The following is a 23,249-nucleotide window of genomic DNA, read 5'->3' as shown; positions in this document are numbered from 1 at the left end:
GTTCAATTAATCAACGGTTGCACAAGTGTTTACGAATATTTGAATAATTGCAACGGTAAAATGGCAAATGGATACGTAGAATAATTCTGTATGGTGCAGTCCGGTTGTAATGGATAGTTTAGGTGTAACCAAACCACCTGATTTATCTAATTGAATGAAAAACAATATTAAAAATTTACTGTACTGCTCAGCCTTCTTTCTTGTTTTTGGTTGTGGGTCGGACGATAATACCGAAGGGGAAGTTGTTTCCAACGAGGTACAGGGCAATATTACATTGTCGGGATCTGAGACATCGGAATTGGGAACCTCGTTAACCGTTGTAAATATTGAGGTTGCTAATGCCTCTCTTACCGGTACGGATAAGTCCGTGATACTCTTGTCGGAGAATATTTCTGTGGCCGATAATGAATTTGTTTATAACGATGACCAGAACGGATTCGTTATCGTAGCGGCTGATTTTTCTACCGGAGGTTCGGCTGATATCGATAAAAGTATTTCTATGACCATCGTAAAAGATGGTATAGAGTACAGGCATGCTTGTTCCTCTCCCTATCTAAACTTTTTTACAGCCTGTGGCGATGGATTCGGAATTGATTTTGATGCCAAGAGCGTCACTTTTGATGGTACTACGGTAATCAACACCGAAGATGATACTATTTTGACCATGGACGGAACCATCACTTGGGATTAAAAATTATAAAGGGAAAAGTTATGGTAAGGTCATGTTTGTTGATTGTTTTGTGTTTTTTGGGACTGCTTTCTGGTAATGCACAGTCTATAGATGATAAAGAAATGGTGGTCTACCAATCACCTTCCGATAAGTTTGTTTCCATGTCATTACAGGCACATAAGGGCTTGCCACGTTTTGGGGTTCTGAATATGTATCGGGAGCAAACTGGTGGGCAAAGACAGGGAATGCGGACCGTTAGACCAGTTCGTGGGGGCAAAAATCCTGTGAGTAATGATAAGAACAAGATTGTTACCATGGGCAAAAACAATTTCTCCCTTTTGGTCGGCTTAAAATATTTACGGCCGTTTATGGAGGATCTGGATAGGAAGGGGTTAACTACAATAACCTCCAATATGTCCGAAAAGGAATCTAATTCCGCTTTTTTACAGCGATTTTTACGGAGCCAGGTGGCACCTAATCTGTGCTTGACAGATGAATGTAAAAATGCCGGCCAGGGAAAAAATGAATTTGAAAGACTTCGTAATTATACATCCTTTGTAGATAACTGTTTAGATCCACTTTTAGATTGGAGCAAAAATATAATGGAGGGCGATGAACTGGTCGGCTACCACGTTTCTATGCTGAACATAGGCAATAATTATGATTTTGATAAAAAAGGATATACAGTATACCATTCTATAATACTCAACAATATTTTTACTAGAAAGCAGGGTATCTTAAATCAAGTGGTGTTCAATCCTGTAAAACCGTTCGAGGAGGCACTTCAAAACTCGATAGATAGGAACAAGAACATAAAATTTTTACTTCACATAGATGAACAAACGGCAGAACGATTTCAAAAAGAGGGGATAAGACGTTTGTATGCCGTGAAAAAAATAAAGGTAAAACGGTCTAACAAACCCATGAAGTCACCCTCTGATGCCATAGAGTTTACTTATTCGCACGAAAGTGCCGATTTGGAAATGTATACCGACGAGGCGCTAACACAACACTTTAAGACCGTGTCCCTGGCCGACCTAACCAATTAAATTATGAAACATTTCCTCATTATTCTAATACCGCTAGTCGTACATTTTTCGGTTTGGGGGCAAGGGGAAGAAAAAATTTTTGATGCTCCTGCCTCAAGTTTTATAGACCTGTCGCTGCAGACACATAATGGCAAACTGAGGTTTGGCCTCCAAGATGGGTATTACATAAAATCGGACGGTAGCTATGTAAAGAACAACGAAGCGTCCTATTTTGAAATGGATAAAAGATCCAGCCATAATAATGCCAGCAGACATGCCTTTACCGAACTTTTAAAGATGCGGTTTAAAGAAGATATGTTCGCTGCAATGGATAAAGATTATTTCACCGAGCGTACACCAAACATGTACGATAAGGAACAGAAATCCTATACCGCACAGCAACATATACTTGCCCTGGCGAATGCCCTTTGCACCACCGAACAGGCGATCCAATTTTTCTGCAATACAAAAGAAGAGGATTGTACCAGGGTATTTCCAGAAGATGGTTATTACAATGAGCCTAGAAATATAAGGTATTGGGGCGGAAGAGGAGCTTCGGAGTTTCAAAGGTTGAGGGCATACACCTCGTTTGTAAAAGAAAAGTTTCCGTTGGTGCAAGAATGGGCAAAAACCTTATATCCAGAAAATAAAATTAACGGTTATTACGTGGCCAAAACGAATTTGGGAATCTACGATTTTAAAGAGGGCGGCTACTGGTTACGTACCGGTGAGTTTAGTAACAACGGCTTTTTGTTGAGGTGGTTCGGCCTTCAGCCCAGTAATTCGTCAGAAAGAAAATTGGTGCATCCCAACGGTTCGTCCATCCTCTTAAAAATGTCCCCTGAAAAAGCGGAGACCTTTTCGGAAAACAATCAGTACCTGTTTTTAGTTTTTGACGTCACGGGGCAGCTGAACGGACTAGAAAACTATAGGGCCGACCAGCTAAAGACCACATTTACCCTCAACAGTCCTGTAATTGAAATTTATACCGATGATGCGCTTACCAATAGGGTGGGGGAAATTGATATAAACACCATGGTATCCAAAACCAGATAATAGACAATGATGAAAATTAAAAATATAAAAGCACGTTTTGTACTACTTTTTGCCATAATTGGTTTCTTGGCACCAAGCGCCGTGCATGCCCAGTTTTTTAAAAAATTAAAAAAGAATGTAGAGGATAGGGTGGTGGAGGTTGCCGGTGAAAAATCGGACCAATTTTTAAACGGGGAAACGGAAACTACCGTAAACGATAATGTAAAAACAGGGACCGATACCAAAACAACACCAACGGAAACACTGGACAAAAAGGTAGTTCCAAGTATTCAAGACCAAGAGGTTTTAAGGTTTAAGGCACCTTCCAAAGATTTTAGGGATATTGTAATTCAGACCTATAACGGCCTGCCAAGATATGGTGAACTCAATTTTCAAAATGGTACAAATGCCTTGATCACCAATAAGGCCTATAAAGCCCTTTTAGAGTTGAAATTTTTAGAAGATACTTTTAAGGATATGGACCGTTCTAAACTGACCAAACATAAAAACACATCAGAAGACCTAGGCAAAAAGAATTCAGAATTTGCCCAGAATCACTTAAGGATTCTTGCAGGTGAAACCCTATCTGAAGACAAATTGAAAGAATATTTTTGTGAATCCGAAGCATCATCATCTTGTGATTTTCACAATCGGGCAGGGGAGAGGATGTTTGTTTCGTATTGGGGAGGTACCTCTAAAAATGAATTTGCCCAGAACCGTAGCTATACCACCTTTGTAAAGGAATACTTCGATACCCTTAAAAAATGGAGCCAAACGTTTTATACCAATGGTAGCGAGGTCGCCTATTATGTGGCAAAGGGAATGGTGGCCGAAAAATATGATTTTAAAGAAAAGGGGTATTGGATAGGTAATCTATTTTCCATTGGAGGGGACTTCATACTACATCAGTCCAATTTTTTACCCTACACCGAGAACGAAAAAGCAATAAGGCACCAGGGCAAAAAAATATTCCTGCCCATGGATGATGATAAGGCAAAGACCTACAAGTTAATTGCTAGGTCACCGGTATATGTAGTGTTCAAGGTGCTTGTAAACCCCAAGCCCAACAATACAACCTCTGTAAAATGGGAATATGAACTGGAGAGTCCGATCCTTGAAATTTATAAGGATGTGACACTTACGGACAAAATGGGAGAGGTAGATATTAATAGTACAAATCTTAAAAACTGACCGATGGGAAGTAGTCGTACAATTATGGTGGTAATGGGAGTGTTGTTCTTTACAATGGCACCCCGGGCCAATGCCCAGTTTTTTAAAAAGCTAAAACAACAAGCTGAAGAAAAAATACTGAACAAAGCCAATAGAGAAGTAGATGATATATTCAAAGCAAACAAAAATCCGCAGATAGAGGGTGGAACACAAGATTCAGAAATAAGTAAAGACCAAAATAAATCCGAACAACATACTTCTGTACAACAAACTACAACCACTTTTAACGAATCAGATTATTTGGTGTATAAATCGCCAGATCCGGCGTTTCATGATATTTACATTCAAAAATTTAAGGGGCTCCCAAGATTCGGTTCCTGTGATTTTTATACCAGGCCCGACAATCCTAAAATGCCCGTGATGACTCCCGAGGTCAATGAGATAAGAAGTAAAATGAAAATAGGTTATAATGCTTTTTTACTATTGGCACGAATGCATACGCTAAAGGGTCATTTTAAGGTAATGGACAGAACAGCACTTACCCCGATTAGTAAACCTTTGGTAGAGGAAGAGGTGAAATCGAATATGGCCCAAGGATATCTAATGAATTTTGCACTTTTAATGGGCACTGACGCCTTGAAAAAGGAATATTTTATGAATGATCCGAACGGTACCGGTAATAACCCCATTGTATCCAAATGGGGAGGGCAATATTCCGATGATTTTACCGAGAATGAAAAATATGTGGCATTTGTAGAAAAGTATTTAGATAAAATACTGCAATGGAACCAAACATTTTTTGAGGACGATACGGAAGATTTTCAATTTGTTGTTCCGCTGGAGTTCAAAGGGTCCTATGATTTCGACAACAACGGATTTTGGGTGCAACTTCCCACCAAAAGGAGGTCTAGTTATAGTATGGATTATGGCAGTACGAGAGATAATTATTTTTTTGAGTTTTTCCCCAAGACTCCATATGGGCAGCAAATCTTGAATAAAACACAACAAGTGGAACATATTAATGCCGAGGTGCTTTTTAAAGTAGATCCGACCGCGGCCGAGGCTTTGATAAACGATAAAACAAAGAACCCGCAGATGGTGGTAAAAGTAAGAGTACTCTATGAAGGGTTCCGACCCGAGAATCCCACGATATATGCTCCAAAATATACCTATCATTTACTGGATCCTATGATGGAACTGTACTCGGATGCTGGGTTAACTTCAAAAATTGGGGAAATAAATCTAGAAAACCTGACATATAAGGAACCTAACTGATAAGCTGGGTTTCATTAATGAGTATACCTTCATTTTTTGCACTTGTTTAATATTATCTTCACGGTTACATCATTTTTTGTCGATTAAATCACTTCAATTTTGCCACTGGAAGATTTTTTTATAATTTTTCCATGCAATCCCATTTGTTCCAAATTTGAATAAGGAGTTAATCTTAAGATTTTGAATAACCTCAAACGCGTAATAGTTGACTATAAAAAACTGACTTCGGAGGTACTTAAGCTGTTGGTGGAAAAATACCCGGATGGGTATGGAGACGATGATGTAATCAATTTTAAGAACCTAAAAGGAGAGTCCATAGAAGCCGTTGAGGTATCCACCGAAAATACCAAATACCTTGTTAAGATCAGTTCCAAACTCGAACGTACCATGGCAGATTTTGATGAAGATGACAACGAGGATTTTAACCCGGAAGATTATGAAAAACTTCCAGAAGATGATAACAAGAGTTTTTCAGATTCGGAAGACGACGAAGACTAACCCTTTATTTCTGTATTGTCTTTAGATTGTCGAGCATTTCAATGGTCGTTTGCTCCAAATTAAACCTTGGTTCCCAGTCCCATTCTTCTCTGGCAGCTGAATCATCTATGCTGCTTGGCCAGGAATCGGCAATTTCTTGTCTAAAATCTGGTGCATAGGTTATTTCAAAATCGGGAATATGTTGCGTGATGCTATCGGCCATTTGTTTTGGTGTAAAACTCATCCCCCCCAAGTTATAGGAAGACCGAACCTTTATATTCTCGGTCGGACAATCCATAAGGTTGATGGTGGCTCTAATGGCGTCATCCATGTACATCATGGGAAGTTGGGTGTTACCGTCTAAAAAACATTCGTAACCTCCTTTTTTTAATGCTTCATGATAAATTTCCACAGCATAATCCGTAGTGCCTCCACCAGGCATGGTTTTCCAGCTTATCAATCCGGGGTAACGAACACTTCTAACATCAACCCCGTATTTTTTATGATAGTATTCGCACCATCTTTCGCCGGACTGTTTACTTATACCGTAAACAGTACTTGGTTCCATAATGGTGCTCTGTGGTGTATTTTCTTTTGGGGTATTTGGTCCAAAAACTGCAATGCTGGAAGGCCAAAATACTTTGGTTATTTTCTTTTCCTTGGCCAAATTGAGCACATTAAAGAGTGAGTTCATGTTGAGGTTCCATGCACGCATTGGAAATTTCTCTGCTGTTGCACTTAGCATAGCCGCCATTAAATAAACCTCATCAATTTCGTAGTGCATCACCACATCTTCTACAGCTTCATAGTCGGTAGCGTCCAAAAGTTCAAATGGGCCGGACTGCATTAAGGCTTCTCCACCTTCACGAATATCACTGGCAATTACATTTTCGGCTCCGTATTTGCTCCGAAGTTCAATGGTCAATTCGGTCCCTATTTGACCGCATGCGCCGATTATTAAAATTGGTTTGTGCATTACAATCAGAATTAATTCGGTTTAAAGACAAAGATACCCTTTATTAAAATTTGTACATTCGCTTATGCAAAAATTGTTAGGCATACTTATTTTATTTTCCGTTTTGGTGGCTTGCAAACAGGTTGAAGAACCCACTGCTCAAATCGAATCGCAACAGTTGGAGTTTGATTATCAGAAGATGCCCGATAAAATAGAAATCAATACGGAAGCGACAGATATTGTTGAGGATTGGGGCCAATTCAAAGATTTGAATGCAAGTATAGATGTACTGTACAAAGCAACCAATAACGAAGATTTGGCATTGGCCATTGACGACCTTATTGAAAAAGAGAAGAAAATGAGCGCCGGAAAATACCCGGAACTGTTCGATAGTTTTCAGATAAAAAGTAGGCAACGGGTACTGCGTACATTCTTGTACAAAGCAAAAGCGAGCATTTTGGAAAACCAACCTACTACCGAATCGATCATGGAGGTGTTAAAGGCATACAACGATATTCGAAAACAACTCAATGTAATCGTGAACAGCCAATTGGATAAAGAATTGATATTAGATGAAACGTAAATTATTAATACTTACATTTTTGTTGGTGTCCATCACCATCGTTGCCCAGAACACGGAAAAACAGAAGGTAAATGAGGTGTTGGATGCTTGGCATGTAGCTGCTTCCAATGCAGATTTCGAAGCCTATTTTGGAAATATGACAAAAGATGGGGTGTTTTTGGGTACAGATGCAATGGAAAACTGGCAGAACGATGAATTTAGAACTTTTTCGAAACCTTATTTTGATAAGGGAAAGGCCTGGAGTTTTACTGCGGTGCAGCGCAACATCTATTTGGATGAATCGGGTACATTTGCCTGGTTTGATGAACTGCTCGATACCCAAATGAAGATTTGTCGTGGTTCCGGGGTATTGAAAAAAGTAAACGGGCAATGGAAAATTGCCCATTATGTACTTTCAATTGCCGTACCGAACGAAAATGTGGACGAACTTGTTCAGATTAAGGAGAAAAAGGACAATCAACTGCTCCTTGAATTAAAAAAGAAGCAATAATTTAGTTTTCTTCTTCTTCAGCTGCCTCTTTTTTTCTGGATTCCAACGCCTGTTTGCTTAAACTTGCCAAGTTGAAATTTGGAGCAATTTTAAGTGCCTCATCAATGGAAGCGATAGCAGCATCAATATTTTCTTTGTCCATATTAAAATCAGCCAACCCTTTTAAATGATAAAAAGCAGCTTTGAGAGGAACTTCATATGGTTGTTGGCGCTCATAAAATGCATATTTCATTTCGTCGGTTGCATTTGCAATACCGTACTCAATATTGGGAAGGGCACTATCGGTATCTCCTGTTTGGATTTTTAAATCGGCCATTTCATAAGCCAAGTACGGAGAAGAATTCCTGGAATATAGCGCCTCAAAATGTTCCAAAGCTCTTTTGGGCTGGTTCAGTGCTTTTAATGAAAAAGCCTTGATTTGCATAGCAAGGTCAGAATCATTGGAGTCATTTTCGATACCAATAGTGTTCAAAGCCTGCATGTGTTGGCCATTGTTCATATAAATAAAAGCCAATGTATCTCTTCTTTGTTTGGAGGGTGATAGAACATTCAAATGCGTTAAAGCACCGATAATTCCATTTACATCACCTTGTAAGCGCATTTCTTGGTAGTAATCTTCGTAATGCTTTAAAAGGTCGTTGTTGGTTTGCGATATACCAGTATAGCCTACGAGTAGGAGCAACAAGAGTAAGGTCTTTTTCATTGATCTTCAATTTAGTGCGCCAAATCTAACAAAATAATCCTAACCAAGCTGTTAAGAATTCGATAAGTGATGATTGGGGTTTTAAGAAATTATAGAAGTATTGAAAGTGTGTCCTTTTTCTAAAAAAGTAGTGCTCAAAATACATTTGCCTTCCTTTTTAAAAGTTTCTGTTTTATAGGATGGGGTGGGCAGTCCTCTTTTTTGTGCTTCTTCAAAATAATAAATCTGCTTTTTAGGATGATATGGGTATACTCCATTGAACAGTTCGCCCCAATAAGCATGCTCCAAAATAGTAACAATCATATGGATGCAATCATTAAGGTGTATTAAATTAATAGGGTAATCTCCGTTGTTTAGGTTATGCCTGCCCGATAGCATGTTCACCGGATGCCTGTCAGTACCAATTAAACCTCCAAACCTAATAATGGTGGTTTTGTACCCTTCTTGATTTTGGAATAGTTTTTCGCTCTCCAGAAGCTGTTTGCCCGATTCGGTCACAGGTTGGGGCAATGTGGCTTCGGTCACTTCTCCCTCCGCGTTTCCATAAACTGCCGTACTGCTCACAAATAAAACATAGGAAACATCACTTTTTTGGATTTCGGCACTTAGGTATTTCATCTTTTCCATGTAACTTTCGGTGTGTGTACCCCGAAGTTTTGGTGGAACATTTATAATCAATGTTCCAATATTGGAAAGAAACCCAACAATATCACCAGAAATCCCGGTCTCCGACAAGTTAATTTGAAAAGGGTCTATTTCTGCATCTTGCAATAGTTCCATTTTACGGGCAGATGTGGTAGTGCCTTTTACGATGTAGCTTTTTTCAATCATCGTTTTGGCCAAGGGCAACCCTAACCATCCACAACCCATAATACCGATGTTTTTATTCAAATCGCAAAGTTTTAATGGTCAGAATAGCATCATTTAGGACAAAAGGCATGGGAATGCTGTTTTTTGGCCGTTTGGGAACACTAAAATCAGAATGCGTCAGAAGATCGTTGGAGGCTTCGTACAAGGTCAGTTCAAGAACCGAATCTTTAGGGAACTCCAATTGTAATTCGGTAAAATCATTATTTGTGATATAGTGTGTTACCAACCTACTTGATCGATTTTCCAAAAAGTAGGAGGATAGTTCAATTTGATTTACTGTGGCTTTGTTCAAGGCAATTGGGTTGGTGAATACCTCCAGTCGATTTACATTTCTTTTGGGGGTAATACATAGTTCAATACGTCTGTTGTTTCCGATAATGGTATCCAGTACTGTATCAATATAGGGAATTTCAATGTTCTTCTTTGGGGCATCTGCCACATAGCTGAGGTTTGTACGGTATTTACTGGAAATGGTCTCTGCATTGGGTACTCTTTTATTATCTCCCAAGAACTGACTGTTCCAACCTATCAATACATTATCATAAGAGGCCCAAAGCGTGGAATCCGTATCTGCATTATAAACATACAAAAGACTACTTGGTTTTGGGCGGGTTTCGTTAAAATCGGATTGTATATGTGCGGTAATACCAAAAACCAAGAAAAGAAACAAAAAGAGATAAGCCAATCTACCTTTACTTTTGAGCTGAGCAAAAAATGGTAGGACCAATAAAAATAACAATGTGGTAAAAAGTGTAGCGGCCACCATCATTTTTAATCCGAGGCCAACGGGAAACATTTTTATGAATGGAGCATAGATCAAAACCGCTGGTAAAGCTAAAAACACCAACAGGAAAGGGTTGGGTTTTTCTTGGTTTGTGGTGACCATAAAAGCAGCCAACAAACCAAATAATGGAACAATAAAAAATGCAGCTCCTTTTAAATAGGCCGCAACCAATCCGCAAATAACTAGCCAAATAAGAATTGGAGCCACCAATAGATTTGGTGTGCTGGTTTTTTTGAACTTATTGTAAGTATAAAAACACACAAATAGGGAAAACATAACATATACCGTGATATAGATGTGGCCATTATAGGTGAAACCGTGCAGTATATCTTTAAAGCTAGGATACCACCAAGTAAGAATGTTCCAACAAAAATATCCGGCAATTCCATTTATGACCAAAGTAATGAGCATGGGTAAAAAACTTTTTAATGTGTCCTGTACATTGAGTTTTTTCTTTTTAAAGCCGTAAAACAACAACAGAATAAAGCATAGAGTGGCAATGGTAAACATGGGCCAGATCCATTCAAAAGGGTAGGACACCAGTTTATAAATCGGAAGGTTAAAATATACTTCGTCGTTCAAACTTTTAAGGTTGTCCAAATCAGTATTGCTGAAATAGCTAAGTAAAGGCATTAAATAACTGCCTTGGTGTTCAAGGGTATTTCGGTCAAGTCGCTCGTAGGTATCCAAAGCGGTATGATAATCAAAATGGTCGTCTATAAAAGCAAAATTGAATCCCTCTATGTCGCCATCTTCTCTAAAAACAGTAAGATCGGTGTCGTTGGGCAGCATTTTATAAATACTATAGGCCAATGAGTTGGCCACGGGATATTTTGGATTAGCTTCTTTAAAAGCTTCGATTAATTTTGCGTTGCCTCTATTTGTCTCTATGAGCATATAGCTAGGTCCTCCGCTACCACGAGCTTCAAAATTTAATGCAAGTCCCACCTCTTTGGCCCAAGGATGTTTGTTCACAAAAAGGTCAGCTCCATTTAGCCCAAGCTCTTCCGCATCTGTAATTAGAATAATAATATCATTTTTTGGGATCTTGTTCTTACATAAAAATGCTCGAATGCCCTCTAATATCGTGGCCACACCACTGGCCGCATCACTTGCACCGAATGAAGAATGTGGGCTGCTGTCGTAATGAGAAATCAAAAGAAGTGATTTTCTACTATCACTGCCTTTGATTCTTGCTAAAATATTTGTGGCTTTGCTCAGGTTGCCCCAGTCTCCCGCAGTGTATCCTTCTTGTGTAATGGTTTCCAAACCCATTTTTTTAAGTTCGGAAATAATATAGCGTCTAGCGCGTTGATGCCCCGGAAAACCAACACCATGGGGTTCTATGGATAATTGTTTTACATGGGATAAAGCCCTGTCGGTAGAAAAGGATTCCATGGAAACCTCTTCATTGGGTTTGTAGGACGGCATAAGCGATTTAAAACTCCAATACACAGCTAAAGAAAGAAGTAGTAAAGCAAGCGTCCGAGAAAATTTCATAACAATATGTTGTTGGTGATTAAAAGTGTAAAATTATGAAAGGTTCTCATCTTTGAATGTCTAAAATTAGGTTATTCGCTAAAAAAAACTATATTTATTAATCAACTTTAAAAATCTAACCTTATGGCAATCAAAAGTTTTCAAGGCGTACGAAGCAAAGAGGAGAACAAAAAAAAGTACAATGCTCCTATCTTGGTGGAAGATTACATGACCAAAAAATTGATTACCTTTTCTCCCGAACAATCCATTTTGGAGGTGATGGAGGCTTTTGCCAAACATCATATTTCTGGTGGGCCTGTAGTGGACAACAATGGTTTTTTGGTTGGTATTATTTCCGAAGCCGATTGTATGAAACAAATTTCAGAAAGCAGGTACTTTAACCAGCCTATTCTAGATAAGAGTGTGGAACGTTTTATGACCAAAAATGTAGAAACAATTCCATATGACATGTCCATTTTTGATGCAGCGGGTGTTTTTGACAGGCATAATAGGCGCCGGTTGCCTGTAATGAAAAATGATATTTTGGTAGGACAAATAAGTCGTAAGGACATTGTGATCGCTGCTCTTAAATTAACATCCCACAGCTGGAAATAGTTTATTCCCTTTTTACGATCATATAATAGTCGTTGTCTAACGGTAAATACCCTAAATCGTAGACAAAATAGTAGGTGCTTCCTTTTTTGGTAGTGTATAGATTTGTGATATATTCAAAATCAAACCCTTTGTCCAATAAACGCATTTTTGTGGTTTTGGTTTTTCCGTCTTTAAGAGGGAAACTGTCCAAAATTCTATAGTTTTTGCGTAGTTTGTTATTAATGTTGCGCACCAAGTTTTTACTATCTCGGTTCAGTAGATTGTTATAGGCATTCCTGCAATGATCGGAACAGTATTTTTGGTCAATACGGCCTACAAGCTTTTCTCCGCATACCAAACAATTTCTATCGGACATAGGATAAGATTAGGTTACCACAATATCATACTTTTTTAATAAACCAATCAATCCATCTTTACTGAACTTGGCTTTTTTTATCCGGTTGATGGATGGGTCTATGTTGAAATTAAATGCCGAGATAAGATCGGTTTGCTCCAAATTTGTGTTTGTGAATATGGCATTGTCCATGTTGCAATTGGAAAACTTGGCCTTTTTTAAATTAGTTTCGGTAAAGTCGGCCTGATGCATCTTACAATCTTCAAATTGGGTTTGAGGTATGTTCATGCCACTAAAAGAAGCTACCGAAAGATTGCATCCGACAAATTTCAAGGACAATAACAGTTGGCCGCAAGTTTCAAACTGTAGACCTACCATTTTGCATCTCTCAAAGGTCACATTATTGAAAATGGTATGGGATATATTGGCATTTGTAAGGTCACAATCTTCAAAGGTGCATTCCACAAAATTTTGATTGTCCAAAAAACCCTTGGAGAACAGGCAGTTCACAAAACGACAATTTTCATAATCGCCCTTGGGCAGTATATTTTGGGAATAATCCTGTTTTGTGAACTCCTGTTCTATCCAAAAGGTGTCTGACATGTTTTGTTATTTGAATTATTCCACCCGTTAGTAGGCGAACAAGATTTCTTCTGCATTGCCCTCCTCTTCTATAAGTACGTGGACATTCATTTGGTCATCGTCAACTTTTTCCATGGTGAGTCCTTCAAAATATACCTTGTCCATTTCCAGTTGAACCAGTTTAAAATTAATCGTCTTGTCCTTTTCTTCCCATCCTTTCATATCACCATCAAAATGTTTGAGCTGTAATATGATGGAATCATCCAATTGTTGAATGTGGCCCGATTCGTAGAAGGAAACTTTGCCATCGTTCACTAGTCGAAAAACAAACATCATGGAGTTGCCCATGGGCGCGCTCCAGATTTCTTCGGCGATTCCTCCAAAAGCTTCACCTGCCCAGTGACCTTCAATCCAAGCAACATCTTGGAGTTCTGCTTTGGGCGATGCTTCACCTTTAGGTAATTGCAACGTGTGCTGTGCAGTAATAATACCTGCGCTAAACAAGAAAAATAGTGTGATTGATTTCAAAATTTGGTTTTTTGGTTGATGAATGTCTTGACCTTAATTGGACAAGACGAATTTTACGTTTACCGTGGTCTCCACTTTTATTTTTTCAAAATCGATATCCAAGGGTTGTGCTTGGCCCATGTCTGCGGAAACGGCTTTCATCTCCATCATTGGAGCAGTATTGTATCTTGGGTAATAGGGTTGTGAGTTGTCTGCGATATGAATCGCCATTCCCACCTGTTGTCCAAGAGGTTTGGTAAGCGCATCGGCTTTTTGTTTGGCTTTTTTTACGGCTCTCGATTTTAGTGAAAGTTCCAGTTCGTCCATTTTGGAATACTCGGTCTTTTCAATTCGAGTATTGGCAATGTCCAATTGTTCCAAGGCCATCATAGCATCGCCCAATTCTTTTCCGGAATAAACAAGTAAGGAGTATTGTTTACTTTTTAAAACCTCCTTTTGACGTAAAAAATATTTTTTAAAGTTACTGCCCATATCCTTGATGGTCAATTGCTCGTCTAAATTGATCCCCATGGCTTTAAAGCGTTCAGCCATTTGGTTCTCTTGTTCCTCAACGGATACCCGGCCTTTGGTATCTTTTTCTTGAATGATGATGTTGAGATAAATTTTATCTGGGGTAACCAAGGTGTCCACTTTGGCCATTGTTTCCAAATAAGGGGTGTCCAAAAAGTTCTTGGATTGGGCAAAAATGGATGTAGATATCAGTACAGTTGCTATAAAAAAGATTATTTTTTTCATGATGTAATTTTATTAAAGGTAAATACTTCCCATTTACATTCAAAACCTGTGCCGTATTCTTTATGTTAACCGGAATCTTCAAAATCGTTATTTTAACTCAACTAACTTGAGTACATTGTGGCTATGAAATTTGTTTTGGCACCCGATAAATATAAAGGCTCCCTTACAGGACGTGAATTTTGCGAAACCGTTGCCGATGGCATCAAAAAAGTTTTTCCAAACGGTCAAATCATCCATAGACCATTAGCGGATGGTGGCGATGGGACTATTGATGTGGTCTCGGATTATCTGAATGCATCAACCGTGCTCATAAAGGCAAAGGACCCGCTGTTTAGAGAAATTACCGCACAATACCTGCTTTCGGAAGACGGGCAGACGGCTTTTATTGAAATGTCCGAAGCGTCTGGTTATAAATTGCTCAAAAAGTCCGAAATGAACTGTATGGACACAACCACCTTGGGCACTGGTGAAATGATTGTGGATGCTATGGAAAAAGGAGCCAAAAGTATTGTTTTGGGCATAGGGGGAAGTGCCACAAATGATGGTGGCATGGGCATGGCCAAAGCTTTGGGCTATTCTTTTTTGGATGCAGATGGAAATGAATTGGAACCGATTGGGAAAAATTTGGGAAAAGTGAAGGAAATTCAACGTAAGCATGTGAATCCTAAGCTGCACAATGTACAGATAAAAGTTGCTTGCGATGTGAACAACCCTTTTTATGGTGACAATGGAGCTGCTACAATATATGGACCACAAAAAGGAGCTTCGGTGGAAGAAATAATATTTTTGGACAAAGGGTTACAACATTTTGCCAAAGTGCTACGGTCTGTTTTTGATATTGATGTACAAAACATACCTGGTGCTGGAGCGGCTGGGGGTCTTGGTGGCGCTGCTGTTGTTTTTTTGAATGCCGAGCTGGCCTCTGGGGTTGACTTGGTGATGGACCTTGCCAATTTTGATGAAGTACTGATAGGCGCCGACTGGATAATCACCGGTGAAGGGCAGTTAGATGGTCAAACTTTTTCAGGAAAAACCATTAATGGCGTAGTACAATCCGCTAAAAAAAAGAATATTCCTATTGCGGCATTCTGTGGCTCCATAGATGTTTCAATAGAAGAAATGCAAAAAATGGGACTGGATTACGCTGTTTCCATCCTAAATCAAATAGGCAACTTGGATGATGCCAAGGCTAGCACCACAGAGAACTTGAAACTGGCAAGCTATAATTTTGCGCACTTATTAAAATTGAGTAAATGCTAATCTAAAGGGTTGATGCCCATCTTGAATTCCAACGAGGTTTTTACGGTCTTCCATTCACTGTTCAGAATGGAAAACACCACGGTATCACGAAGGTTTCCACGTGCATCTATTCTGTGGTTACGTAAAATACCATCTTGTTTTGCCCCCAAACGAAGGATTGCATTTCGAGAAGGATGGTTGTGGTAGTGGGTTCTGAATTCCACAGCAATACAGTTCAAGTTTTCAAAAGCATGTTTAAGCAAAAGGTATTTGCACTCGGTATTGATGCCGGTACGTTGTTTTTTTTTAGCATACCACGTCGCCCCGATTTCAACCCTTTTATTATTGGAGTCTATATTTAAATAGCGTGTACTCCCAACCACGGTATTGGTTTTTTTGTCAACTACGGCAAAGGGCAGTGCGCTTCCATTTTCTTGCTCGGCAAGGGCATTTTCCAAGTAGGATTCTATCGTTTTGGGAGATGGTACTGCGGTATACCATAATTTCCAAAGATTTCCATCGGATGCGGCAAATACCAAGTCCACCTTTTGTGATTTATGCAAAGGGACAAGTTTCACCAATTTCCCTTCAAGTTCGATGGGCTGTAAATAAAATTCCATAGGTTGAATTTAAAACCCAAATATATGTTTAAATGTGCCCACTTTAAACGAAAAAAAAGGCCAGAGATAAATCTCCAGCCCAATCATCAATCAACAAACGAAATAGTATGATCTATTTCGATTCAAACTCCTCAATAATAAAGAACTCTTTGCTCTTTTTGTCAATGAAGTAGTTATTTTCGAGAATGTCATAGTGCATGGTTTTGTCGTTAACGGTGATATCAAAACCTTTATCGGTCTGCACAACTTCCAAATTGTTCTTTTCGGAACCTTTGTACTTTAACACCATGTATTCGTCATAGTCGTTATCCGCGTCGCTGTCAATTGCTACCAATTTGGTTATATATGCGGCGGAGGGTTTTCTATCTTTATCGACCATGCCTTTGTCTTTGCTGTTGAATTCCATGGTGTATTTTCTTCGTTCCATCACCTTTACACTGTATTGTTTTTCTTTTCCATTTTCCGATACGGTAAAGGTTTTAAGTTGCGTAGTAGCTTGCATAACCCCAGAATTTGGATTTTGCCCATATCCTGCGAAGGTGGTTAAGGTTGCAAATGATAGTATAGTAAATAACTTTTTCATAGTATTTGTTTTTACGGTTAATAAATCAGTTCTAACAATGGATCTTCAATTTTTATTTTAAGAAAGAAGTGAACATCCAATGCCTTTTCTCCAATTCGGTCATAAACTCGGTCAACATATTTTCAGTAACAACATCACCGGTTTCAAGAGATGCATTTACGGCATTCAACATACTGTCATGTAAAATCTCATAGTCGGTCAATACTTCTCGCACCATTTCAAGTGCAGAAATGTTTTTTTCCTGTTCTTTGATTTCAGATAGTTCCAAGGTTTTTTTAAATGTAAAGTTGCTCTTTACACCAAACACTCGTATTCTTTCCGCTACAATGTCAATATTTTCTTTAACCGTATTGTATTCGTTTTCAAACTCTTCATGCAACTCAAAAAAATCAGGACCTTCAATATTCCAATGAAAGTTTCGGAGTTTATTGTAAAACACTTGATAATTGGCCAATAATGTGTTTAGGCTGACTACAATTTCAGCGGTTTCCAAGTAAGTGAATCCGAGTTTTTTGTATGTTTTGTTTGTTGTTTTAGTTGCCTCCATATGATATAAATAGATTTTTAGTATTGTTCATTTTAAAGATACAGTTGAGTGTTGAAGCATATTGATTGTAATACTATAATTCTTGATCCAATTGATTTTGGACGAAGGTTGAGGAGCCGTCGAAGGGATTTTATAGCTCTATAGACATTATTTATTAAGAACTATTAGATACGATATCTCTTAATTATATGAATGTATCTATCATAAAACCAAAAGTTTAACTGAAATGAACGTTACATAAACTTTTTTGGATTACCCTTCCCAAACTATGTTTAGCTGTCTTATCTTATCGTGTATAATTATTTACATACGTTTACAAACGAAAACAAGTGATTACAAACCGAATGTGATTTTTGAGAGAGTATATGTTTGTCTCGTCGGACAATAAGAGTTCGATGGATTATTATTAAAAACTTAAATCTTATCAATTATGAATTCACTTAAAAACAAAGTACAGTTAATCGGTAATCTTGGAAACGATCCAGAAATCATTACACTTGAAAATGGGAGTAAATTGGCAAAGTTTTCAATTGCAACGAACGAATCCTACAAAAATGCCAATGGCGAAAAGGTAACGGATACGCAATGGCACAATATAGTGGCTTGGGGTAAACTGGCTGAAATCACCGAAAATTTTCTATCTAAAGGAAAAGAGGTGGCTATAGAGGGCCGGTTAACAAATCGTTCATACGAGAACAATGATGGAGAAAAAAGATATATCACAGAGATTAAATGCAACGAGCTGTTGATGCTGGGAAAATAAATATAATTCTTGTAGACTACTAAAAAAGGGGCAAATGCTCCTTTTTTTTAATTACCAAATTAGGGTATATGTATTTTGAGTTGTTATATAAACAAACGCCAGAACTTTAGTAAATGAACAATGTTTTTATTAAAACTCAGAACAATGAATTTAAAAGTTCAAATAATTCTACTGCTTACTTTTGGTTTGGCGACCATGTCAACTGCTCAAGAAAACCAATACTCCTTTTATAAGGCACAAGCTCAAAGCGATGCTAAATACGAACAATCCTTTGTAGTGGTAAGTGCAGAAGACGAAAAAGATTATTGGGAAGACCAAGAACGCTATGAAAGAGATCTAAAAAACCAAAACAGTGAGGCATACAACGTTTACATGAACGAAAAAAGATCCGCCTATACCAAACATGCCCAATTGTGTAAAGATCTTTGCACTCATAGCGACTATTTTTATCAACAGGCAAGTTTCTATTTTATGTATAAAGACAATGAAAATAATTCCAAAGAGGCCTTTGGTTCGATAGTCCAAGTGGCTTCTCCACGGATATTTTAAATTTAGTTAGTTTATTAAAAAGCGTCCTATTTAATAGGACGCTTTTTTTAATATATAGATTTTTTTAATTCTGACTTCCACTTCGCTCGGGTGAACGGGGAGTGGGCCATTCAAGTTGTTCCCCAGTTCTATTACTTATGGGTAGAATAGCCTTTTTCCGGTCAGTTTTCTCTGGGTGTTCACTAGCCATGTATGCTAAAATAGCGGTTAAAATGGCGTTGTTTCGAACATCATCGAAAATTATTTTGTCATACGTGTCCCTGTTGGTGTGCCATGTATAGTTCCAGTAGGACCAACTTAAGGAGCTAAGACTAAAAGCTGGTGCGCCCGCAGCCTGAAAAGAAGCATAATCCGAGCCGCCACGTGCAGGGGTTCCAGGAAAAGTTGTTTCGATTTCATCGGTGATTTCTTTGGGCACCTCGTGCAACCATTTGCTTAAATAGTCGTAAGAATTTAAAAAACCACCACCGGAAATTCGAACCACTCTACCAGTTCCATTGTCCTGATTGAAAACCGCCTGCACACCATCAACAATATTTGGGTTGTCCTCAACAAATGCTCTAGACCCATTAAGACCCTGTTCCTCGCTGCCCCAATGGCCAACAAGAATGGTGCGTTTTGGGTTCGGATAAGCTTTTTTCAAAATACGCATGGCTTCCATCATCACCAAAGTACCTGTTCCGTTGTCCGTAGCACCCGTACCGCCATCCCAAGAATCAAAATGGGCAGATAGGATGACATATTCATCTGGTTTTTCAGAACCTTTGATTTCCGCAATGGTGTTAAAAGTGGGCACGGTGCCCAATTCTTTAGACTCTGCCACGATATGAAGTTGAGGTTTTTGCCCTGATGCGACCAATCTATATAGCATGCCATAGTCTTCCAATTCCAAATCTACTGTTGGGACCTCTTTGGTGTACGCCCCGAATATTTTGTTTGCGCCAAAACCTTTGGACCAGTATGAAGACACAATACCCGCAGCGCCCGCTTTTTCCAAGGCGAGAGGCAGGGTGCGTCTGTTCAATCCGGTGTTCCCCATGTTCTTGTTCCAAGCCTCAGTTTGTGTTGCGCGTTCGTTTTTCATCTTTTCAAAGGACTTCTCTGTGGCAAATTCTTCCCAATTATAGTCTGGTCTTCCTGTGGATTGAGGCATGGATATCATTACCAATTTGCCTTTAACAGTAGGCAGCCAGTTTACGAAATCCAGAGAGTCTGATACCATTGGTAAAACCACTAGTTCAGCGGTTATTCCTTTTTTTGATGTACTTGGGCTCCATGCCAATTGTGTTCCCTTTAAACTTTGCACTCTAGGGTGCACCATATCAATATGGCTTATGCCGCGTTCCCATCCTTTCCATTCGCCCCACTGCTCGTTACGTGCGGCAATACCCCAGCTTTCGTATTTAGCAACTGCCCAATCATGGGCTATTTTCATCTGCGGTGTGCCTACCAAGCGTGGTCCAATCCCATCCATTAGTTCATGACCAAGGATTTCCAATTGGGAATTTTCGTTAGCTTCTTCAATAATTTTGTCGATTACTGCCTCCTTGTCTTGTGCAAGCAAAGAGAAATTACTCAAAAGGAGCAGGGTAAATAAAAGTGTGATTTTGTTGATCATAGTTTCTAGTTTGCTTTAAAAATAGCACAATTACTTCATCTTTGGAAAAGTCGATTTTCATTATTTTGATGATGGATGTACAATTAGTAAAGCTGGATATTAACGTGATGTTGTTTATTTCTAAAAATCACCTATCATAAATTGATTTTTTGTCAATGAAACCAGTATATTTTTTTGAATAACATTTTTTGCTTTAATCAGAACTTAAAAGGTTCTGAATCTCCTACATATATCCGTATTTTTATAGGTAACTAAACTTAAAACAGCCTTTATTCTTCACCTTAATAAACCAAGGAAGGCTACAGTATTAATGCCCATAAAATTTAAATGAAAACAGAACAAATGGAAAGAATCTTGTACGGACCGTATAAAGACAAGATTCTTACGCCCGAAAATGCTGCGAAATTTATTAAAAACAATTATGCCGTTGGGGTAAGTGGTTTTACCAAAGCTGGGGACAGTAAGTCAGTATTGCCAGCTTTTGCCGCCAGAGCCAAGGAAGAAAATATTAAAATAACGCTTTTGAGCGGGGCCTCCTTGGGCTATAATACGGATGCCGACCTTGCCGAAAATGGAGCGTTGATAAAACGCATGCCATTTCAAGCCGACCCAACCCTCAGAAACAGTATAAATACACATCAAACCTTATATGTAGATCAACATTTAGGTGAAACTGCCGAAATGTTGCACAATGGTCATTTGCCCAAAATAGATCTTGCCATTGTAGAAGCTACTTATGTAGATGCCAATGGGTATATTGTCCCAACTACTTCGGTGGGCAACTCTGCTTCTTTTACCGATTCTGCAGATGAAATTATCGTGGAAGTCAACATGTCCATTCCATTATCGTTTAAGGGTATTCATGACGTTTATATTCCGAAACCATATCCAAATCGTGAAATTCTACAGATTACCGAGCCAGATTCCAGAATAGGAACCGAGTATATGAAGATTGACCCCGAAAAGGTGGTCGCAGTGGTGTTTACGAACAAACCGGATAGTCCAGCTCGAATTTCTCCACCAGATGAGAATACTACCGCAATCTCCCAGCACCTTTTAAATTTCTTTGATAAAGAGGTGGAAGAGGGCAGGCTGACCAAATCATTGTTGCCCTTGCAAGCTGGAATAGGCAAAATAGCCAATGCGGTGTTGTCCGGGTTCAAGAATAGCCAGTTTGAAGAACTTACCATGTATTCTGAAGTGTTGCAGGACAGTACATTTGAATTAATGGATGCTGGCAAAATGGTTTTTGCTTCGGCCTCATCAATAACGGTGTCGGAAGAATGCCATGGGCATTTCATTTCCAATTTTGAGTACTATAAGGATAAACTGATTTTACGTCCACAGAACATTAGTAATTCCGCTGAGGTTATTCGACGGTTGGGCGTTATCGCAATCAATACGGCCATTGAGTTTGATATCTACGGAAATGTGAACTCCACCAACATTTTGGGTACCACCATGATGAACGGTATTGGAGGTTCGGGTGACTTTGCACGTAATTCCTACTTAAGCATATTTGTTTGTCCTTCTGCTTCCAAAAACAATACGATTTCACATGTAGTGCCCATGGTTCCGCATGTAGACCATAGTGAACATGATGTTGATATTCTTGTTACCGAACAGGGATTGGCAGATTTAAGAGGGCTCGCACCCATAGAACGGGCAGAGGTTATTCTTGAAAATTGTGTGCATCCAGAATACAGGCAGCAACTAAGGGATTATTTTGAGGAAGCCAAAGCCTTAGGAGGACATACCCCGCATATTTTGGAAAAGGCCTATTCGTGGCATATCAACTTTAAAAACAATAAAACAATGAAATTGCCATAATCCTAATCCGTCGGAAGTATTAGAGGGATAATTAAGCAACCTTCTTAAGAAGATCAAAGCAAGGGCATTTTTTACAGCGCTTGCTTTCGCTTTTTTTGTACTTTTTGCAACACTTGGATTTAACCTTGCCAGTTGGAGGTAATTCCCGGAGCTTATCTTTTTTTATTTTCTTCTTTTCTTTCTTCTTTCCCATTGCCATGTGCAATATTGGCGACGAAAATAATTATTTTAAATGAATCTAAATAAAATTTAACACACTTATTAATTCCGTGCTTAAATGTTACTCATAGATTTCAAGGGCAAGCCGAAAAGTATTGGCATGGGCCTCCACAATGGTTTTTATGTTTGGGGAGTATCCACCACCCATACTACATTGAACAGGAATATTGGCATCATAAGAGGTTTGAAGCACATAACGGTCCCGTTCCTTACAGCCATCCAAAGTCAGTGATAAGGTTCCCAACTTATCGGATTCCAAAACATCCACACCACAGAGATAAAAAATAAAATCGGGTTGCAGTTGTTCCAACAATTCTGGTAGGGTCTTTTTTAGGATGGATAAATACTCTTCATCCGTTGTACCCTTATCCAAAGGTATGTCAAGGTCTGATAGTTCCTTTTTGAAGGGGTAATTGCCCTTGCCGTGCATGGAAAATGTATAAACAGAACGGTCTGTCTTAAATATTTCGGCGGTTCCATTTCCTTGGTGAACATCTAGGTCAATAATTAAAATATTGGTTGCCAGGTGGTTGTTTAAAAGAAGTCGCGCCCCAATGGCTTGGTCGTTCAATAGGCAAAAAGCTTCCCCTCGATTGGAGTAAGCATGGTGTGTGCCTCCCGCAATGTTCATGGCAATACCATGTTCCAATGCAAATTCACACCCTTTGATCGTGCCATCAACAATGATTCGTTCCCGCTGTACCAATACATCACTCAAAGGAAAGCCAATCTTTCGTACCGCACTTTTGGACAAGCGCAGTTGCACTAAATCCTGATAATATGCTTCATCATGTACGGCTAAAATATGTTCGTCATCTGGTAACTCTGGTTGATAAAAGTTCTCCTCCGCACAAGTGCCTTCGTAGAGCAATTGTTGGGGCAACAATTCATATTTTATCATCGGAAATCGGTGGCCTTCGGGCAAAGGATGCTTGTAGATGGGATGATAGGCGATTTTAAGCATTAAA

Annotated in this window: 26 protein-coding genes; 13 read left to right on the top strand and 13 right to left on the bottom strand. The window is 39.0% G+C overall.

What is annotated here, in order from left to right; genetic code table 11:
• Positions 1-154: 154 nt before the first annotated feature.
• The 6 genes from MWU56_RS09860 to MWU56_RS09835 all read left to right on the top strand — a co-directional run bounded on the left by MWU56_RS09860 (position 155) and on the right by MWU56_RS09835 (position 5,676).
• Positions 155-691 carry a hypothetical protein gene (locus MWU56_RS09860; protein ID WP_247044094.1) on the top strand — a complete coding sequence of 179 codons (537 nt, stop codon included), beginning with the start codon at positions 155-157 and terminating at the stop codon, positions 689-691.
• Positions 692-711: 20 nt separating this feature from the next.
• Complete coding sequence (locus tag MWU56_RS09855) at positions 712-1,719, top strand: hypothetical protein (protein WP_247044092.1); 1,008 nt, start codon at positions 712-714, stop codon at positions 1,717-1,719.
• A gap of 3 nt (positions 1,720-1,722) precedes the next feature.
• Positions 1,723-2,754 carry a hypothetical protein gene (locus MWU56_RS09850; protein ID WP_247044091.1) on the top strand — a complete coding sequence of 344 codons (1,032 nt, stop codon included), beginning with the start codon at positions 1,723-1,725 and terminating at the stop codon, positions 2,752-2,754.
• Positions 2,755-2,760: 6 nt separating this feature from the next.
• A complete protein-coding gene (locus MWU56_RS09845; protein ID WP_247044089.1) occupies positions 2,761-3,924 on the top strand; it encodes a hypothetical protein in 1,164 nt (387 codons plus the stop codon).
• Between the two features lie 3 nt (positions 3,925-3,927).
• The gene (locus tag MWU56_RS09840) at positions 3,928-5,178 is read left to right on the top strand and encodes a hypothetical protein (RefSeq protein ID WP_247044087.1); all 1,251 of its coding nucleotides are present in this window, start codon (positions 3,928-3,930) and stop codon (positions 5,176-5,178) included.
• A gap of 180 nt (positions 5,179-5,358) precedes the next feature.
• A complete protein-coding gene (locus MWU56_RS09835) occupies positions 5,359-5,676 on the top strand; it encodes a hypothetical protein (protein WP_247044085.1) in 318 nt (105 codons plus the stop codon).
• Between the two features lie 4 nt (positions 5,677-5,680).
• On the opposite strand, the gene MWU56_RS09830 is transcribed toward MWU56_RS09835, so the two are convergent.
• Positions 5,681-6,631: an NAD-dependent epimerase/dehydratase family protein gene (locus tag MWU56_RS09830; RefSeq protein ID WP_247044083.1), complete on the bottom strand. Its 951-nt coding sequence runs from the start codon at positions 6,629-6,631 to the stop codon at positions 5,681-5,683.
• A 64-nt stretch (positions 6,632-6,695) separates the two neighbouring features.
• Between MWU56_RS09830 and MWU56_RS09825 the strand changes: the two genes are divergently transcribed.
• Entirely contained in the window at positions 6,696-7,193 is a 498-nt protein-coding gene (locus tag MWU56_RS09825) for a hypothetical protein (protein ID WP_247044082.1), read from the top strand.
• On the top strand, positions 7,183-7,683 hold the full coding sequence (locus MWU56_RS09820) for a nuclear transport factor 2 family protein (RefSeq protein WP_247044081.1): 501 nt from the start codon (positions 7,183-7,185) through the stop codon (positions 7,681-7,683). Before MWU56_RS09825 ends, MWU56_RS09820 begins: the two co-directional genes overlap by 11 nt.
• A 1-nt stretch (position 7,684) precedes the next feature.
• Here MWU56_RS09820 and MWU56_RS09815 read toward each other — a convergent pair whose 3' ends face one another.
• The 3 genes from MWU56_RS09815 to MWU56_RS09805 all read right to left on the bottom strand — a co-directional run bounded on the left by MWU56_RS09815 (position 7,685) and on the right by MWU56_RS09805 (position 11,540).
• The gene (locus MWU56_RS09815) at positions 7,685-8,386 is read right to left on the bottom strand and encodes a hypothetical protein (RefSeq protein WP_247044079.1); all 702 of its coding nucleotides are present in this window, start codon (positions 8,384-8,386) and stop codon (positions 7,685-7,687) included.
• Positions 8,387-8,467: 81 nt separating this feature from the next.
• Positions 8,468-9,277 (bottom strand): SDR family NAD(P)-dependent oxidoreductase, encoded by an 810-nt coding sequence (locus tag MWU56_RS09810; RefSeq protein ID WP_247044077.1) that lies wholly within the window; start codon positions 9,275-9,277, stop codon positions 8,468-8,470.
• Positions 9,270-11,540 carry a M28 family peptidase gene (locus tag MWU56_RS09805; protein ID WP_247044073.1) on the bottom strand — a complete coding sequence of 757 codons (2,271 nt, stop codon included), beginning with the start codon at positions 11,538-11,540 and terminating at the stop codon, positions 9,270-9,272. Before MWU56_RS09805 ends, MWU56_RS09810 begins: the two co-directional genes overlap by 8 nt.
• Positions 11,541-11,663: 123 nt before the next feature.
• Here MWU56_RS09805 and MWU56_RS09800 point away from each other — a divergent pair, with 123 nt between their 5' ends.
• Positions 11,664-12,134: a CBS domain-containing protein gene (locus MWU56_RS09800; protein WP_247044071.1), complete on the top strand. Its 471-nt coding sequence runs from the start codon at positions 11,664-11,666 to the stop codon at positions 12,132-12,134.
• Between the two features lies 1 nt (position 12,135).
• Here the strand turns inward: MWU56_RS09800 and MWU56_RS09795 are convergent, their stop codons facing one another.
• The 4 genes from MWU56_RS09795 to MWU56_RS09780 are packed head-to-tail and all read right to left on the bottom strand — an operon-like array spanning position 12,136 to position 14,313.
• The gene (locus MWU56_RS09795) at positions 12,136-12,489 is read right to left on the bottom strand and encodes a hypothetical protein (protein ID WP_247044070.1); all 354 of its coding nucleotides are present in this window, start codon (positions 12,487-12,489) and stop codon (positions 12,136-12,138) included.
• A 9-nt stretch (positions 12,490-12,498) separates the two neighbouring features.
• Positions 12,499-13,071, bottom strand: coding sequence for a pentapeptide repeat-containing protein (locus MWU56_RS09790; protein WP_247044069.1), 573 nt, complete (start codon positions 13,069-13,071; stop codon positions 12,499-12,501).
• Positions 13,072-13,098: 27 nt separating this feature from the next.
• Positions 13,099-13,578: a DUF6265 family protein gene (locus MWU56_RS09785; protein WP_247044066.1), complete on the bottom strand. Its 480-nt coding sequence runs from the start codon at positions 13,576-13,578 to the stop codon at positions 13,099-13,101.
• A gap of 33 nt (positions 13,579-13,611) precedes the next feature.
• Positions 13,612-14,313, bottom strand: coding sequence for an SIMPL domain-containing protein (locus tag MWU56_RS09780; protein WP_247044064.1), 702 nt, complete (start codon positions 14,311-14,313; stop codon positions 13,612-13,614).
• A 123-nt stretch (positions 14,314-14,436) separates the two neighbouring features.
• Between MWU56_RS09780 and MWU56_RS09775 the strand changes: the two genes are divergently transcribed.
• On the top strand, positions 14,437-15,573 hold the full coding sequence (locus tag MWU56_RS09775) for a glycerate kinase (RefSeq protein WP_247044062.1): 1,137 nt from the start codon (positions 14,437-14,439) through the stop codon (positions 15,571-15,573).
• Here the strand turns inward: MWU56_RS09775 and MWU56_RS09770 are convergent.
• The 3 genes from MWU56_RS09770 to MWU56_RS09760 form a co-directional block, all read right to left on the bottom strand.
• The gene (locus tag MWU56_RS09770) at positions 15,570-16,172 is read right to left on the bottom strand and encodes a GNAT family N-acetyltransferase (protein WP_247044061.1); all 603 of its coding nucleotides are present in this window, start codon (positions 16,170-16,172) and stop codon (positions 15,570-15,572) included. The genes MWU56_RS09775 and MWU56_RS09770 overlap by 4 nt on opposite strands.
• A 112-nt stretch (positions 16,173-16,284) precedes the next feature.
• Positions 16,285-16,755: a hypothetical protein gene (locus tag MWU56_RS09765; protein ID WP_247044058.1), complete on the bottom strand. Its 471-nt coding sequence runs from the start codon at positions 16,753-16,755 to the stop codon at positions 16,285-16,287.
• Between the two features lie 52 nt (positions 16,756-16,807).
• Positions 16,808-17,302, bottom strand: a complete 495-nt coding sequence (locus tag MWU56_RS09760; protein WP_247044055.1) for a Dps family protein — start codon at positions 17,300-17,302, stop codon at positions 16,808-16,810.
• Between the two features lie 430 nt (positions 17,303-17,732).
• Here MWU56_RS09760 and MWU56_RS09755 point away from each other — a divergent pair, with 430 nt between their 5' ends.
• The gene (locus MWU56_RS09755; RefSeq protein WP_247044054.1) at positions 17,733-18,065 is read left to right on the top strand and encodes a single-stranded DNA-binding protein; all 333 of its coding nucleotides are present in this window, start codon (positions 17,733-17,735) and stop codon (positions 18,063-18,065) included.
• A gap of 144 nt (positions 18,066-18,209) precedes the next feature.
• Positions 18,210-18,614 carry a hypothetical protein gene (locus tag MWU56_RS09750; RefSeq protein WP_247044052.1) on the top strand — a complete coding sequence of 135 codons (405 nt, stop codon included), beginning with the start codon at positions 18,210-18,212 and terminating at the stop codon, positions 18,612-18,614.
• Between the two features lie 64 nt (positions 18,615-18,678).
• On the opposite strand, the gene MWU56_RS09745 is transcribed toward MWU56_RS09750, so the two are convergent.
• Positions 18,679-20,232: a M20/M25/M40 family metallo-hydrolase gene (locus MWU56_RS09745; RefSeq protein WP_247044050.1), complete on the bottom strand. Its 1,554-nt coding sequence runs from the start codon at positions 20,230-20,232 to the stop codon at positions 18,679-18,681.
• A 342-nt stretch (positions 20,233-20,574) separates the two neighbouring features.
• Here MWU56_RS09745 and MWU56_RS09740 point away from each other — a divergent pair, with 342 nt between their 5' ends.
• Positions 20,575-22,062, top strand: coding sequence for a succinate CoA transferase (locus tag MWU56_RS09740; RefSeq protein ID WP_247044049.1), 1,488 nt, complete (start codon positions 20,575-20,577; stop codon positions 22,060-22,062).
• Between the two features lie 280 nt (positions 22,063-22,342).
• Here the strand turns inward: MWU56_RS09740 and MWU56_RS09735 are convergent, their stop codons facing one another.
• On the bottom strand, positions 22,343-23,245 hold the full coding sequence (locus MWU56_RS09735; RefSeq protein WP_247044047.1) for a histone deacetylase: 903 nt from the start codon (positions 23,243-23,245) through the stop codon (positions 22,343-22,345).
• Positions 23,246-23,249 lie beyond the last annotated feature (4 nt).

Origin of the sequence: Allomuricauda sp. F6463D, from assembly GCF_023015965.1 — a bacterium.
GTDB lineage: Bacteria > Bacteroidota > Bacteroidia > Flavobacteriales > Flavobacteriaceae > Flagellimonas.
This window is presented reverse-complemented; position numbering and strand designations above follow the sequence as displayed.